Source organism: Amycolatopsis sp. w19 (assembly GCF_051373225.1).
Lineage (GTDB): Bacteria > Actinomycetota > Actinomycetes > Mycobacteriales > Pseudonocardiaceae > Amycolatopsis > Amycolatopsis japonica.
Map to the genome: position 1 here is coordinate 619,506 of NZ_JBPQFM010000002.1, position 13,975 is coordinate 633,480.

The 13,975-nt window shown below is 71.2% G+C and carries 11 protein-coding genes and 1 pseudogene; 2 read left to right on the forward strand and 10 right to left on the reverse strand.

Annotation, left to right across the window (positions count from 1 at the left end; all coding sequences use genetic code 11):
* The first annotated feature begins 73 nt into the window (after positions 1–73).
* A complete protein-coding gene (locus ACSMFO_RS07305; protein WP_436457578.1) occupies positions 74–1,189 on the forward strand; it encodes a serine hydrolase domain-containing protein in 1,116 nt (371 codons plus the stop codon).
* Here the strand turns inward: ACSMFO_RS07305 and ACSMFO_RS07310 are convergent.
* The 4 genes from ACSMFO_RS07310 to ggt form a co-directional block, all read right to left on the reverse strand.
* Complete coding sequence (locus tag ACSMFO_RS07310) at positions 1,186–1,692, reverse strand: flavoprotein (RefSeq protein ID WP_436457580.1); 507 nt, start codon at positions 1,690–1,692, stop codon at positions 1,186–1,188. The genes ACSMFO_RS07305 and ACSMFO_RS07310 overlap by 4 nt on opposite strands.
* Positions 1,689–3,125 carry an RsmB/NOP family class I SAM-dependent RNA methyltransferase gene (locus tag ACSMFO_RS07315; RefSeq protein WP_436457581.1) on the reverse strand — a complete coding sequence of 479 codons (1,437 nt, stop codon included), beginning with the start codon at positions 3,123–3,125 and terminating at the stop codon, positions 1,689–1,691. The genes ACSMFO_RS07310 and ACSMFO_RS07315 overlap by 4 nt, the downstream gene beginning before the upstream one ends.
* On the reverse strand, positions 3,122–4,048 hold the full coding sequence (gene fmt / locus ACSMFO_RS07320; protein ID WP_436457583.1) for a methionyl-tRNA formyltransferase: 927 nt from the start codon (positions 4,046–4,048) through the stop codon (positions 3,122–3,124). The genes ACSMFO_RS07315 and fmt overlap by 4 nt, the downstream gene beginning before the upstream one ends.
* A gap of 207 nt (positions 4,049–4,255) precedes the next feature.
* Entirely contained in the window at positions 4,256–6,067 is a 1,812-nt protein-coding gene (ggt, locus tag ACSMFO_RS07325; RefSeq protein WP_436457584.1) for a gamma-glutamyltransferase, read from the reverse strand.
* Positions 6,068–6,164: 97 nt separating this feature from the next.
* Between ggt and ACSMFO_RS07330 the strand changes: the two genes are divergently transcribed.
* Positions 6,165–7,544, forward strand: coding sequence for a hypothetical protein (locus ACSMFO_RS07330; RefSeq protein WP_436457585.1), 1,380 nt, complete (start codon positions 6,165–6,167; stop codon positions 7,542–7,544).
* 75 nt (positions 7,545–7,619) lie between these two features.
* Here ACSMFO_RS07330 and ACSMFO_RS07335 read toward each other — a convergent pair whose 3' ends face one another.
* The 6 genes and pseudogenes from ACSMFO_RS07335 to mihF all read right to left on the reverse strand — a co-directional run bounded on the left by ACSMFO_RS07335 (position 7,620) and on the right by mihF (position 13,881).
* Complete coding sequence (locus ACSMFO_RS07335; RefSeq protein ID WP_436457587.1) at positions 7,620–9,710, reverse strand: primosomal protein N'; 2,091 nt, start codon at positions 9,708–9,710, stop codon at positions 7,620–7,622.
* A gap of 421 nt (positions 9,711–10,131) precedes the next feature.
* A complete protein-coding gene (gene metK, locus ACSMFO_RS07340; RefSeq protein ID WP_395863509.1) occupies positions 10,132–11,334 on the reverse strand; it encodes a methionine adenosyltransferase in 1,203 nt (400 codons plus the stop codon).
* 96 nt (positions 11,335–11,430) lie between these two features.
* Positions 11,431–12,651: a bifunctional phosphopantothenoylcysteine decarboxylase/phosphopantothenate--cysteine ligase CoaBC gene (coaBC, locus tag ACSMFO_RS07345; protein ID WP_436457588.1), complete on the reverse strand. Its 1,221-nt coding sequence runs from the start codon at positions 12,649–12,651 to the stop codon at positions 11,431–11,433.
* Entirely contained in the window at positions 12,644–12,913 is a 270-nt protein-coding gene (rpoZ, locus tag ACSMFO_RS07350; protein ID WP_005152353.1) for a DNA-directed RNA polymerase subunit omega, read from the reverse strand. Before rpoZ ends, coaBC begins: the two co-directional genes overlap by 8 nt.
* Positions 12,910–13,567 (reverse strand): annotated as a pseudogene (gene gmk / locus ACSMFO_RS07355) (guanylate kinase). Before gmk ends, rpoZ begins: the two are co-directional and overlap by 4 nt.
* Positions 13,564–13,881: an integration host factor, actinobacterial type gene (gene mihF, locus ACSMFO_RS07360; protein ID WP_003096398.1), complete on the reverse strand. Its 318-nt coding sequence runs from the start codon at positions 13,879–13,881 to the stop codon at positions 13,564–13,566. Before mihF ends, gmk begins: the two are co-directional and overlap by 4 nt.
* Positions 13,882–13,975: the final 94 nt, after the last annotated feature.

Sequence of the window (13,975 nt, forward strand, 5' to 3'; positions counted from 1 at the left end):
TGGGGCAAACCTCAGTAAGGCGTGGGGGTTCACCCCATGGCCACCGCGCCCGAGCCTCCCTAGCGTGGAATCCATGCGAAAATCCTTGCCAGGCAAGAAGATCGTCGCCGTCGGTTCACTGGTCGCGCTGCTCGCCGCGACGACCGCCACCCCGGCGCTGGCCGTGACCCACCCGCGGGACGAAGTCGACAAAGCGCTGAAAACACTGGTGCAGGACGGCGTCCCCGGCGCGCAGGCGACCGTGACGAGCCCATCCGGGCGGTCGTGGTCGGAGCGTGAGGGCGTCGGGAACGCCGAGACCGGGACACCGTTCCCGCACGACTCGAAGTTCCGGGCGGCCAGTATCACCAAGACCTTCGTCGCGGTCGTGGTCCTGCAGCTGGTCGCCGAGGGAACGGTGCGGCTGGACGCGCCGATCGACCGCTACCTGCCCGGTCTCGTCCACGGGAACGGCAACGACGGCACCAAGATCACCGTCCGGCAGCTGCTGCAGCACACGAGCGGGCTGTACAACTACGTCCGCGATCTCGACATCGACGAGTGGCGGCATCGCGGCGCCGAACCCGGGGAGCTGCTGGCGGTCGGCCTGGCGCATCCGCCGGACTTCGCTCCGGGCACGAACTGGAAGTACTCCAACACGAACTACGTCATCGCGGGCATGCTCATCGAGAAGCTCACCGGCCGCTCGGTCTCCACCGAGATCCGGAAGAGGATCGCCGAGCCGCTCGGCCTGCGCCACACCTACCTGCCGTCGCGCGGCGACGAGCGCCTGCCGCTTCCGCACGCCAGGGGCTACGCGCCGGGTCTCGTCGACTACACCGAACTGGATCCCTCGCTCGCCGGGGCCTCCGGCGGGATCGTTTCGACCGGCGCGGAGCTGAACCGCTTCTACGGAGAGCTCGTCGACGGCCGCCTCCTGCACCGGGCACAGCTGACGGAGATGCAGCGGACCGTGCCGGCGGGCCTGGGCATCCCCGGCGCGGAATACGGTCTCGGGATCGCGTCGGTGCCGCTGTCCTGCGGCGGGAGGTTCTGGGGCCACGGCGGGAACCTCCGCGGCTTCGCGAACATCTCGGGGGCGGTCCCGCACGGGAAGAAGGTGAACGTCGTGGTCAACCAGGACCCGCTGCCGGACGGGGCGTCGGCGCATCTCGTGGCCGCGGTCGACACGGCGTTCTGCGCCCGCTAGACCGCCGGGAGCAGGTCCAGCACCGAGGTCCACGCGGTTTCCGGGGTGAGCCTCGTGGTCATGACCCCGGCGGAGGCGAGCGTGTCGAGATGGCGCCGCCACGCCGGATGGTGCACCCGCGTGTCCTGGATCTGGTAGCCCAGCACGATCGTGATGCCCGGCGTGCCGAGGACGTCGCCGAGCAGGGTCAGCGCCTGGTTGTCGGCGATGCCCAGCGCCAGTTTCGCCACGGAGTTGGCGGAGGCGGGCGCGAACAGGAACACCGCCGGATCCGGATGCGGGCGGGGTTCGCCCGGTAGCCGGGAGGTGCTGCGGACCGGCAGCTCGGTGCACTTTTCCAGGTCGCCGAGCCCGCCGGTCGTCTCCAGCCAGCGGGCCGCGGTGGGGGTCAGCGTGATCGCGAGCTCCCAGCCGCGGTCCGCGGCCGGTTTCGCGAGCTGCGCGGCGAACCGGGTGTCCAGTCCGCCGCACGAGCTCGCGACCAGGCCGAGGACCCTGCTCACCCGGCGGTGTCCGGCTTCCGCAGGACGGCGCAGAACATCGCGTCCGTGCCGTGGCGGTGCGGCCACAGCTGGACGTACGGGCCGTTGCCGAGCTGCGGGACACCGGGGAAGAACTCCCGCGCGTCGACGATCTGGGCACCGGCGCGGCGCGCGGTCTCCCCCACGACGCCTTCGGTCTCGGCCAGATGCGGCGAGCAGACGACGTAGGTGACGATGCCGCCGGGCCGGACCAGGTCCAGTGCCGCGGTGATCAGCTGCCCCTGCAGTTTCGTCAGGTCCGAGATGTCGCTGGGCTGACGGCGCCAGCGTGCCTCGGGGCGGCGCCGCAGCGAGCCGAGACCGCTGCACGGCGCGTCGACGAGGACGCGGTCGTAGCCCGGTTCGAGACCGGTCTCGCGGCCGTCGGCGACGTGCACGGTCACCGGCAGGTCCTGGACCGCCTTCTCGATCAGCTTCGCTCGGTGCGGGGCCTTCTCGACGGCGTCGACGGTCGCACCGGCGGCCACGGCCAGCGCGCCGAGCAGCGCCGCCTTGCCGCCCGGACCGGCGCACAGGTCCAGCCACCGCACGTCGGAGCCCGAGACCGGGACCCTCGTGACGGCGTAGGCGCACAGCTGGCTGCCCTCGTCCTGCACCGCGGCCAGCTTTTCCTTGATCGGGTCGAGGTCGCCGGGGTCGCCGGAGCCCGCGGGCAGCCGGACGCCGTAGGGCGAGTACGGCGCGACGTCGCCACCGGTGATGGCGGCCAGCTCCTCGGCGCTGATTTCGCCGGGCCGGGCGACCAGATGGACGTCGGGACGGTCGTCGTCGGCCTCCAGGGCCGCCTTCAGCTCCGCACCCTTGTCCCCCAAGGCTTCCGCGAACGACCGCGCGACCCAGCGCGGATGCGCCGTCCTCAGGGCGTAGGCGCCGATCGGGTCGGCGGCCTCGTCGGGGGCCAGCTCGTTCAGCCAGGTCTCTTCGTCCTTTTCGGACACCGAACGCAGCACGGCGTTCACGAAACCCGCGATCCAGGAACCGACTTCGGCGCGGACGAGGTCCACAGTGGACCCGACGGCGGCGTGCTGGGGGATGCGGGTGCGCAGCAGCTGGTACGCGCCGAGACGGAGGCCGTCCAGCACGATGGCGTCGACCTTCTCCAGCGGGCGGTCCAGGCAGGCCGCGATGACGGCGTCCAGCATGCCGACCGCGCGGCAGGTGCCGTAAGTCAGTTCGGTGGCCAGCGCCGCGTCGCGGCCGGAGATCCGGCGGTTGCGCAGCAGTTGCGGCAGCACCAGGTTCGCGTACGCGTCGTCTTCGCGGACCGCGCGCAGGACGTCGAAGGCGACCTGCCGGGCCGGGTCGATCTGCGGCGGGCGGCTGGGCCCTTCCTTGCGCGGGGCCGGACGGCCTCGCTGCGGCCTCGACGGCCGGCGTTCCCTACGCTCGTTCACTGCAGGCGCTCTCCTTGTTCGATCCTCGTACCGCGCGCCCAGTCGGTGGCCGCCATCCGCTTCTTCCCCTGCGCCTGCACCTCGCCCAGCCGCACCGGCTTCGACGCCGTGCCGACCAGCACCCGCTTGCGCTCCACGACGAGTTCGCCGGGCGGGGGCCCCGGCTCGTCCACGACCGTCACCGGGCCGAGTTTCAGCCGCTCGCCCCGGAACTCCGCCCACGCGCCCGGCTCCGGCGTGACCGCGCGGATCTGCCGGTCGACCGCGGCGGCCGGGTCGGCGAACGACACGCGCGCGTCCTCGACGGTCACCTTGGGCGCGTAGCTCACGCCGTCGCCGGTCTGCTCGACCGCGCGCAGCGAACCGTCGGCGATTCCGTCCATCGTGGACACGAGCAGTTTCGCCCCGGACTCCGCCAGCCTGCCGAGCAGTTCCCCGGCCGTGTCGGTGGCGGCGATCTGCTCGGTGACCACGCCGTAGACCGGGCCCGCGTCGAGCTCCTTGACGATGCGGAACGTCGAGGCGCCGGTGATCTCGTCCCCGGCGCGGATCGCGGCCTGGACCGGCGCGGCGCCGCGCCACGCGGGCAGCAGCGAGAAGTGCAGGTTGACCCAGCCGTGCACCGGGATGTCCAGCGCGGCCTGGGGCAGCAACGCCCCGTACGCGACCACCGGGCACGCGTCGGGCGCGATCTCCGCGAGCCGGGCGAGGAACGCGGGGTCGCTCGCCTTCGGCGGGGTCAGCACCTCGATCCCGTGCTCGTCGGCCAGCGCGCCGATCGGCGACCGGACGACCCGGCGGCCGCGGCCGGCCTGGGCGTCCGGACGGGTCACGACGGCGACGACCTCGTGCTGCTCGGACGCGAGGAACGCGCGCAGCGACGGGACCGCGGGTTCGGGGGTGCCGGCGAAGACGAGGCGCATCAACGCACCTCCGCCGGGGGGACGGGTACCTCTGACTGGGCGAACATCGCCGCTCAGTCTAGAAGGAGCTCACCACCCCGGCGCGCTCGCTCTCCCTCTGCGGTGCGGCGGCTGCAATGAACGGTCCTTTCCTTGCGAAATTTGCAAGGAAAGGACCGTTCCTAGCGCGCGAGAGAGGCGAAGAGGCCTTCGCGAGCGAGGCCGTCCCTAACGCGGCGGCCAGGGCAGCACGACGGCCGCCGAGCCGCCTCCCCTGCGCGTCGGTTCGGCCGCGGCGAGCCACCGGCCGTCCCGCAGCCGTTCGACGCCGGTCGCCGCCCCGATCTCCGCGGGTGTCGTCGAGAAGCCCTGCCCCTTGGCCTTCAGCACCTTGAGCACCTCGGTCTGGTCCAGGAACGCCTGCTCCACCTGCGCGGCCGCGGAGTTCCGCTGCGAGGCGCGCGGTTCGGCGATCGCGTCGACCAGCTTCAGCCCGCGATCGATCCGGCCGGTGAGGATCTGCAGCACCGTGGTGATGATCGACGCGCCACCGGGCGAGCCGACGGCGAGGAACGGCTTGCCATGGTCGAGCACGATGGTCGGCGCCATCGACGAACGCGGCCGCTTCGCCGGGCCCGGCAGGTTCGGGTCGGGCACGCCCGGCGTCACCGGGGTGAAGGAGAAGTCGGTCAGTTCGTTGTTGAGCAGGAAGCCGCGGCCCGGGACGACGATGCCGCTCCCGCCCTCCTGCTCGATGGTCAGCGTGTAGGCGACGACGTTGCCCCACCGGTCGGCGACCGTGAGATGCGTGGTGTTCTCGCCCTCGTACGGGGTCGGCGCGGGGTTCGTCCCGGCCACGCACGGGGTGGGCTTGCGCGGGTCCGCCGGCGCGACCGGACTGGTCCCGGCCTTCGCGGCGTCGATCAGGCACGCGCGGCTGTCGGCGAACTTCTGGCTGATCAGTTCCTTCGCCGGGACGTCGACGAAGGCCGGGTCGCCGATCCACCGGTTGCGGTCGGCGAAGGCGTACCGGGTCGACTCCAGGAAGTAGTGCAGGTAGTCGGCCTTCTCCAGCTTCGAGAGCTTCGTGTTCTCGAGGATGTTCAGCGCCTCGCCGACGGTCAGCCCGCCGGACGAGGGCGCGGGCATGCCGTACACGTCGAGACCGCGGTACCGGGTCTTCGTCGGCTTCCGCTCAACGACGCGGTACTTAGCGAGGTCGGCCGCGGTCATGTCACCGGGGCGCACCTTCAGCGTCGACGCGGGGTCGACCGGCGGCTTCCGCACGGTGTCGACGACGTCCGCGCCGATCGGGCCGCGGTAGAGCACGTCGGTGCCCTTCGCGGCGAGCTGCGCGTACGTGCCCGCGAGGTCCGGGTTCTTGAACGTCGTGCCGACCGCGGGCGGCGCGCCACCGGGCAGGTACAGCGACCGGGTGGACGGGAACGCCGAGAACCGGGCGGCGTTGTTCGCGATCTGGGTGTTGAAGGTCTGGTCGACGGTGAAACCCTTGCGGGCGAGGTCTTCGGCGGGTTTGACCGCCTTCGCCAGCGACTTGGTCCCCCACTTGCGCAGGGCTTCCTGCCAGGTGGCGGGCGTGCCGGGGACGCCGACGCCCAGTCCGCTGGTGACGGCCTCGGCGAACGGGATCGCCTTGCCGTTCTCGACGAAGAGGTTCTCGTTCGCGGTCGACGGGGCGGTCTCGCGGCCGTCGAGGGTGTGCACCTTGCCGGAGCGCGCGTCGTAGTAGACGAAGAAGCCGCCACCGCCGAATCCGGCGGAGAACGGGTCGGTGACGCCGAGCGCGGCGGCGGTCGCGACGGCGGCGTCGACGGCGTTGCCGCCCTCGCGCAGGATCTTCGTGCCGATCGCGGTCGCGTCCGCGTCGATACTCGACACCGCGCCCAGATAGCCGACGGCGGTGGGCGATTTGGGTGTCGGTGGCGCTGCCGCCGCCATCCCCGGCGCGGCGGTGCCGACCAGGACGGCGATCGCGGTGACTGCGGTGATGCGTACCGGAATGCTTCTGTGCGCGGCCATGGCGCGAGTCTGCCCCGCCTGTCCACCCCGGACAAGACCCGCCGAGACCTGCGTTCGTCGGTGGTGCGGCCGTGGCGGGATGAGCAGAATGCGGGCCATGAAGACTCCCGGCAGGCGGTGGGGCGCCTTCCTCCCGCTGCTCATCGCACTTCCCGTCCTCGCTGTCCCCGGTGTCGCGCAGGCAGAAGGCGCGAGCGCCTGCTTCGACGACTCCGCCGCGATCACCGTCGAGGAGAAGCGGCTCACCGCGACCATGCCTTCGGGTGGTCCGGCGGTCGGCCCGGAACTCATCCGGCTCGCCGGATTCGACAAGCTCGTCTCCGACTTCACGACGCGTCTCTGCGCCACGAAGACCGCTTTGCGGGCCGAGAAGCTCGCCGAGACCGCCGGTGAAGGGCTCTGGCGCACCGCGGTCGACCGCGCGCAGGGCCGCCGTCCGGATCTCGGCAGCATCGACAAGGCCGACGACCGGCCGCTCTACTGGACCCGCCTCCAGATGAGCAAGGCGTTGCGGCAATGGACGCCGCGTTTCCCCTTGTCCGCGCCCGCCCGGGCAAAACTGCTGAAGACGTTCGACTTCGGCGCGCGCGGACTCGACGATTCCCGCTTCCCCGCCGGCCCGAAGCTGCGCCGGGTGCTGGTGAGCGGGTTCGATCCGTTCACCCTCAACGGCGCGGGCGTCCGCATCGCGAACCCGTCGGGCGCGGCGGCGCTGCATCTCGACGGCAAGACCATCCAGACGCCGACCGGGCCCGCGCTGGTGCAGGCCGTGTCGTTCCCGGTGGTGTGGCGCTACTTCGACGCCGGAATCGTCGAGGCCGCCTACGGCCAGGCGTTCAAGGACCGGTTCCGCCGTCCGGAGCTGATCATGACGATCAGTCAGGGTCGTCCCGGCCGCTTCGACATCGAGCGGTGGGCGGGTGCGTGGCGCGGCGGTTCGCCGGACAACCTCGACGAGCCCGTCCGCGGTCCGGTCCCGCCCGCCGACGGCTGGCCGCAGCCGGACGTCCAGTTCATCGAAACCACGCTGCCGTACGAAAAGATGCTCGCCGCGCCCGCCGGCGCGTATCAGGTGCTGTACAACGAGGCGTTCTGCGTCTGGCCGGACAGTACGAAACCGGGGACGGGGACCGCGGTGTGCCGGACGGACGCGCCGAAGCCCGGTGAGGTCGCCGCTTCCGGTGGCGGCGGCAACTACCTGAGCAACGAGTCCATGTATCGCAGCAATCGGCTCCGGACGGGCCTCGGCCTGACCGGGATCGCGGGCGGGCACCTGCACACGCCCGTCCTCGGCACACCCACCGATCCTTCGGCCCTGACCGACGCCGACTTCGAGGCGCGGCGGGCGGCGATCTCGTCGCAGATCGTCACGCTGCTCACGGCCGCTTTGGGTGGCTCCGCCACGAAGGCCGCTTCGCCCGCTCCGGGCGCCTCGGCCCGCGCCGACGTCCTCGCGACCCCCGGCACGACCCTCTAACCCCACGCATTTCGTCCTCTGGATGCGATGGTTCGCTGTCGAACCACCGCATTCAGAGGACGAAACGCGGGGGCGCTAGATGAGTTCCAGCGGGTCCAGCTGGATCCGGATGGGCTCGGACGCCTTGCGCGCGTCCCGGCGCGCGGCCGCGGCGTGGACGGCGGCGGCGAGCGCCTTCCCGTCCGGACGCGCGACGCGCACCAGGGCCCGCTCCCGTTCGGCGTTGCCGTCCTCGTCGACCTCGCCGAGCGGCACCGGGCCCAGCACTTCGCCGGTCTCCGGGAGAGCGAGGTCGTCGAGCAGTCCGCCGACCGCGTCCGGCGTGCCTTCGATACTCGCCATCCGCATCGCGGGCGGGAAACCGAGTTCGCGCCGCTCGGCCAGTTCGAGGCTCGCGTGCCAGCCCGGGTCCCAGCGCACCAGCGCCTGCACCACGGAAAGGCCCGCTTCCGCGCCGACGAACACGCGACCGCCTTCGGTCCCCGGCCGCACCAGGGCCGCCGCCGCCATCCAGCGCCGCAGGGTCTCCTCCCCCGCGCGCAGGTCCTGCCGCCCCAGCAGCGCCCAGCCGTCCAGCAGCAGCGCTGCGCCGTAGCCGCCTTCCGCGACCGGCTCGGCGCCCGGCGTGCACACGACCAGCGCCGGTTTTCCGGGCACCGAATCCAAAACCTCCGTCGCGCCCGACGTCCGCACGGGGAAGCCGGAGAACGCGCGGCCCAGTTCCTCCGCGGTGCGCTTCGACCCGACGACGACCGCCCGCAACCGCACCGAACCGCAAGCCACGCAATGGAAGTTCGTCTCGGGGACGCCACACCACCGGCAGGCGGGCGGCCTCGGCGCGCCGTCGATCAGCCCGCCCGGCAAGGAAAGCGGACCGGCGCACCGACGGCAGTGCGCCGACGTCCGGCAGTTGCCGCACGCGAGTCCCGGGACGTACCCGCGACGCGGAACCTGCACCAGCACGGGGAATCCGCCCGCCAGCGACTGCCTGGCCGCCTCGAAGGCGACCGACGGGAGCCGCGCGGCCTTGGCCGCTTCGTCCCGCGCGACGTCGAAGTCCTCGCCGACCGGCGTGACCCTTGGCGCCGCCGCCCGCAGTTCCGGCCGGGCGGCCACGAGAGGCTGCGCCCAGCCCGATTCCACCAGGAACTGCGCTTCGGCGGTGCGCGCGAAACCGGCGACGAGCATGGAGCCCTTCGCGGCGTGCGCGCGATCCATCAGCACGTCACGGACGTGCGGATACGGCGCGTGCTGGTCGAGGTGGACGTCGTCGCCGTCGTCCCACACCACGAACAGACCGGGATCGGCGACCGGCGCGAACATCGCCGCGCGCGTGCCGACGACGACGCGCACCGCGCCGCGCAGCACCGCGAGCCAGCGGCGGTACCGCTCGGCGGGGCCGAGCCCCGCGATCAACGCGACCACGGAATCGGCGCCCAGCAAGGAAACGCACGCGTCGTGCAGCCGGGTCAGGTCACGATGGTCGGGCACGACCATGACCACACCCCGGCCCGCGGAAGCCGCGACGGCGGCCGCTTCGGCGAGGCGGCGCGGCCAGTCCTCCCCCGGCAGCGCCTGCCAGACCGCGTTGGCCGGGCGCCGTTCCGCGACGGCCTCCAGGAACGCCGGACCGCTCTGGTACTTCTCCCAGGCGGTGGTTTCGGGCGGTTCCGGCGTCGGCGCGGGCTCGGCGGGCGGTTCGCCCTCGGCCTTCGCGTGCCTGGACGGGATCGCGAGCCGCAGGACGTCGCTGAGCGTGCCGCCGTAGCGGTCCGCGACGGACCGGCAGAGCGTGAGCAGCGCCGGGGGCAGCACGGGCTCGCTGGAAGTCACCCTGTCGATGTACGCGAGCTTCCCGGTGAACTCCGTGGTGTCGGCGCGCTCGACCAGGTACCCGTCGACGAGCTGGCCCGCGAACCGGACCCGCACCCGGCAGCCGGGGACGGCGGTTTCGTGCAGTTTCTCGGGGATCCGGTAGTCGAAGGTGCGGTCGAGATGGGTGAGCGGGATGTCCACGACGATCCGCGCGACCGGGTTCTCGGGCGCGGGGTTCTGTGCCCCACGACGGCTGGCCGTTTTCGCGCGCGCCGGTTTGGCCTTCCGCGCGGGCTCGGCCTTCGGCTCCGGAAGGTCCCACAGAGGGGTCGGTTCGGGACTGCTGCTCACCCGGTGATCTCTACCAGACGCTGTCGCCAGTGCCCGTCACCGCGTGCAATGAACGGTCCGTTGCTTGCGAAATTTGCAAGGAAAGGACCTTTCATTGCACGGCTGCTGGAGCCATCTCGCTGTGGAGTGCCGTGAAGGCCTCCCGAGTACATGAAGGCCCCCTTCCTTGCGCCTAGGTACAGGAAGGACCCCTTCATGTACCTCCGGCAAGCAGCGACGCGCCAGCACCACGCACGCCGGGGTCTCAACCTGGCGGCCTCGCGTGATCGAACGGACGACACGCGTGATCCGGCGGACGACACGCGTGACTGGATGGACGGCACACGCGCAACCTGGCTCCGACCCCAAACGCCGTGAAGGCCTCCTTCCCTACCCTCAAGGTAGGCAAGGAGGCCTTCACGGAACGGAACGCAACGACGGATCAGGCGCCCGCGGCCGACTTCAGGTCCGCGGCCCGCGCCGTGCTCTCCCACGGGAGCGCCAGCTCGGGACGGCCGAAGTGGCCGTACGCGGCCGTCGGCGCGTAGATCGGGCGAAGCAGGTCGAGGTCGCGGATGATCGCGGCCGGACGCAGGTCGAAGACCTCCGTGATGGCGGCCTGGATCTTCGACGGGTCGACCGTCTCGGTGCCGAAGGTCTCGACGAAGAGGCCCACCGGGGCCGCCTTGCCGATCGCGTACGCGACCTGGACCTCGGCGCGGGAAGCGAGCCCGGCGGCGACGACGTTCTTCGCCACCCAGCGCATCGCGTACGCGGCCGAGCGGTCCACCTTGGAGGGGTCCTTGCCCGAGAACGCGCCGCCACCGTGACGGGCCATGCCGCCGTAGGTGTCGACGATGATCTTGCGGCCGGTCAGGCCCGCGTCGCCCATCGGTCCGCCGATGACGAAGCGGCCGGTCGGGTTGACCAGCAGCCGCACGTCGGAGGTGTCGAGCCCGAGCTCGGCGATCTCCGGGGCGACCACGTGCTCACGGACGTCGACGCCGAGCATCTGCTCCAGGTCGATGCCGTCCGCGTGCTGGGTGGACACGACCACCGTGTCGAGCCGCACCGGCTGGTCGCCGGCGTACTCGATGGTGACCTGGGTCTTGCCGTCCGGGCGCAGGTACGGCAGCACGCCTTCCTTGCGGACCCGGGTCAGCCGCTGCGAGAGCCGGTGCGCCAGCGCGATCGGCAGCGGCATCAGCTCGGGGGTGTCCGAGCAGGCGTAGCCGAACATCAGGCCCTGGTCGCCGGCGCCCTGGCGGTTGATCTCGTCCTCGTCGGATTCCACACGGGACTCGTACGCGGTGTCGACACCCTGCGCGATGTCCGGCGACTGGGAGCCGATCGCGACGTTGACGCCGCACGAGTTGCCGTCGAAACCCTTGGCCGACGAGTCGTAGCCGATCTTCAGGATCACGTCGCGGACGATGGTCGGGATGTCCGCGTAGGCCTCGGTGGTCACCTCGCCGGCGACGTGCACCTGCCCGGTGGTGATGAGGGTTTCGACCGCCACCCGGCTGCGCGGGTCCTTGGCCAGCAGGCCGTCCAGGATCGAGTCGCTGATGGCATCGCAAATTTTGTCGGGATGACCTTCAGTCACCGATTCCGATGTGAACAGTCTGCTCGTGGACGCGGTCACGGTGCCCGTCACTCCCTCACCTAGACGTCTGATGCCTAGAAAGTTAGGCACCCCTCAGCTTGAACTCAAGCCTACTGACTATCGCTTTGGGGGCTCTCAACGCTTCATCAAGGTCACAACAGCATCCCACAATGTGGACGCGAGTTCGGCCTTGGCGCCGAGCGGGATCGGGATTTCGGCGCCGTCGGCCCCGAGCAGCCAGCCCGAGTTGTCCTCGGTGCCGAAGGCCTTCCCTTCACCGACGGCGTTCACCACCAGCAGATCCGCGCCCTTGCGCTTGAGTTTGACCCTGGCGTGGTCGAGGACGCCACCCTTATCGTCCCCTGTTTCGGCGGCGAACCCGACGACCACCTGGCCAGGGGTCCGATTCCGCACCAGTTCGGCCAGGATGTCCGCGTTGCGCGCGAGTTCGACGACGGGATCCGGCGCGTCGTCGGACTTCTTGATCTTGTGATCGGCCCGGTTCGAAGGCCGGAAGTCGGCGACGGCGGCGGCCATCACGAGGACGTCGGCGGAGGCGGCCTCGGCGTGCATGGCCTGGCGCATCTCCTCGGCGGTCGACACGTGGACGACCTTCGCGCCCGCGGGCTCCGGCAGCGCGACGGTGTGCGCGGTGACCAGGGTGACCTCGGCGCCACGCTGGGCGGCGACGCGGGCCAGCGCGTAACCCTGCTTGCCCGACGAACGGTTGCCCAGATACCGGACCGGATCCAGCGGCTCACGGGTGCCGCCCGCCGAAATGGCCACGCGCACGCCTTCGAGGTCACGCGTGAGGGCCTTCGGCACGGCGAGCAGGAGCCGGGCGAGGTCGACGATCTCGGCCGGGTCGGCGAGCCGTCCCTTGCCGGTGTCCTTGCCGGTCAGCCTGCCGGCGGCGGGTTCGGCGACGACCAGGCCGCGCGACCGCAGCAGCGCCACGTTGTCGCGGGTGGCCGGGTGCTCCCACATCTCGGTGTGCATCGCCGGGAAGAAGGCGACCGGGCACCGGGCGGTGAGCAGGGTGTTCGTCAGCAGATCGTCCGCGATGCCGTGCGCGGCCTTGGCGAGCAGGTTCGCCGTGGCGGGCACGACGATCACCAGGTCGGCTTCCTTGCCGACGCGGACGTGCTGGACCTCGGGCACTTCGGTGAACACGCCGGTGTGCACCGGGTTCCCGGAGAGTGCCTCGAAGGTGGCCGCGCCGACGAAGTTCAGCGCGGCTTCGGTGGGGACCACGCGGACGTCGTGACCGGATTCGGTCAGCCCGCGCAGGACCTCACAGGCCTTGTAGGCGGCGATCCCGCCCCCTACGCCCAGAACAACCCTGGGTTTACTCACCCTCGGTGTGCTCGAGCAGGCCGCCGTGGATCTCGCGCAGGGCGATGGACAGCGGCTTCTCGCGCGGGCCCGGCTCGACCAGCGGGCCGACGTACTCCAGGAGACCCTCGCCCAGCTGGGCGTAGTAGTCGTTGATCTGGCGAGCGCGCTTGGCCGAGTAGATCACCAGCGCGTACTTCGAGCTGACCTTCTCGAGGAGGTCGTCGATGGGCGGGTTGGTGATGCCTTCGAGCTCTTCGTGCAGCGTGGCCTGAGTCGTCACTCGTGGTGCTCCGAATCTTCGGTTTACTTTGTCGCCGGTTATCAAGTTTAGCAACTGCTCGGCGGCCTCTCGCACGTCGGCGTTGACGACGCGCTCGTCGAACTCCCCGGCGGCGGCGAGTTCGCGTTCGGCCTCGGCCAGCCTGGCCTTCACGGCGGCCTCGTTCTCGGTGCCGCGACCGGTCAGCCTGCCGACCAGTTCGTCCCACGACGGCGGCATCAGCATCACCAGCCGGGCCTCCGGCATCGCCTTGCGGACCTGCCGCGCGCCCTGGAGTTCGATCTCCAGGATCGCGTTGCGGCCCTCGGCCAGCACCCGCTCCACGGGCCCGCGCGGGGTGCCGTAGCAGTTGCCCGCGAACTCGGCGTGTTCGAGCAGTTCGCCGTCGGCGACCATGCGGTCGAACTCGGCCCGGTCGATGAAGTGGTAGTGCTCGCCGTCCACCTCACCCGGCCTCGGCTTCCTGGTGGTCACCGAGACGCTGAAATAGATCTTCGGATCCAGCTTGCGCAGCTCCCCCGCCACGCTCGACTTCCCGACCCCCGAAGGCCCCGAGACGACCGTGAGCCGGTGCCGGGATTCGACTCCCGCCACCGGCTCACCGCCGCGGTCAGCGCCCGGGTTCACCGGGTGGTCCTGACCGGTGCCGCTCACTCGCCGCTGAATTCGGCCAGCAGCGCCTTGCGCTGCCGGTCGCCGAGGCCGCGAAGACGACGGCTGGGTGCGATCTCCAGTCGTTCCATGGTCTGCTGGGCACGGACCTTGCCGACGCCCGGAAGAGCCTCGAGCAGAGCCGAGACCTTCATCTTGCCGAGGACTTCGTTCTCCTCGGCCTGCTTCAACACGTCGACCAGAGTGGTACCGCCCCGCTTCAGCCGCTCCTTCAGCTCAGCACGGATGCGGCGGGCGGCGGCGGCCTTCTCCAGCGCCGCAGCGCGCTGTTCCTCTGTCAGCTGGGGAAGTGCCACGTTTTCCTCCGGTAGTTCTCAAATCTGGGTGGGTGTGGCGACGGTACCCACCCGTTACCTCGGCCCACAATGCGGGGGTGGCCGGTCATGACGG

What these genes read in the sequence shown, in the direction of transcription:
- ACSMFO_RS07305 (WP_436457578.1), top strand. Translation starts at nt 74, where the DNA reads ATGCGAAAATCCTTGCCAGGCAAGAAGATCGTCGCCGTCGGTTCACTG.
- fmt (WP_436457583.1), bottom strand. Translation starts at nt 4,048, where the DNA reads ATGCGCCTCGTCTTCGCCGGCACCCCCGAACCCGCGGTCCCGTCGCTG.
- ggt (WP_436457584.1), bottom strand. Translation starts at nt 6,067, where the DNA reads ATGGCCGCGCACAGAAGCATTCCGGTACGCATCACCGCAGTCACCGCG.
- ACSMFO_RS07330 (WP_436457585.1), top strand. Translation starts at nt 6,165, where the DNA reads ATGAAGACTCCCGGCAGGCGGTGGGGCGCCTTCCTCCCGCTGCTCATC.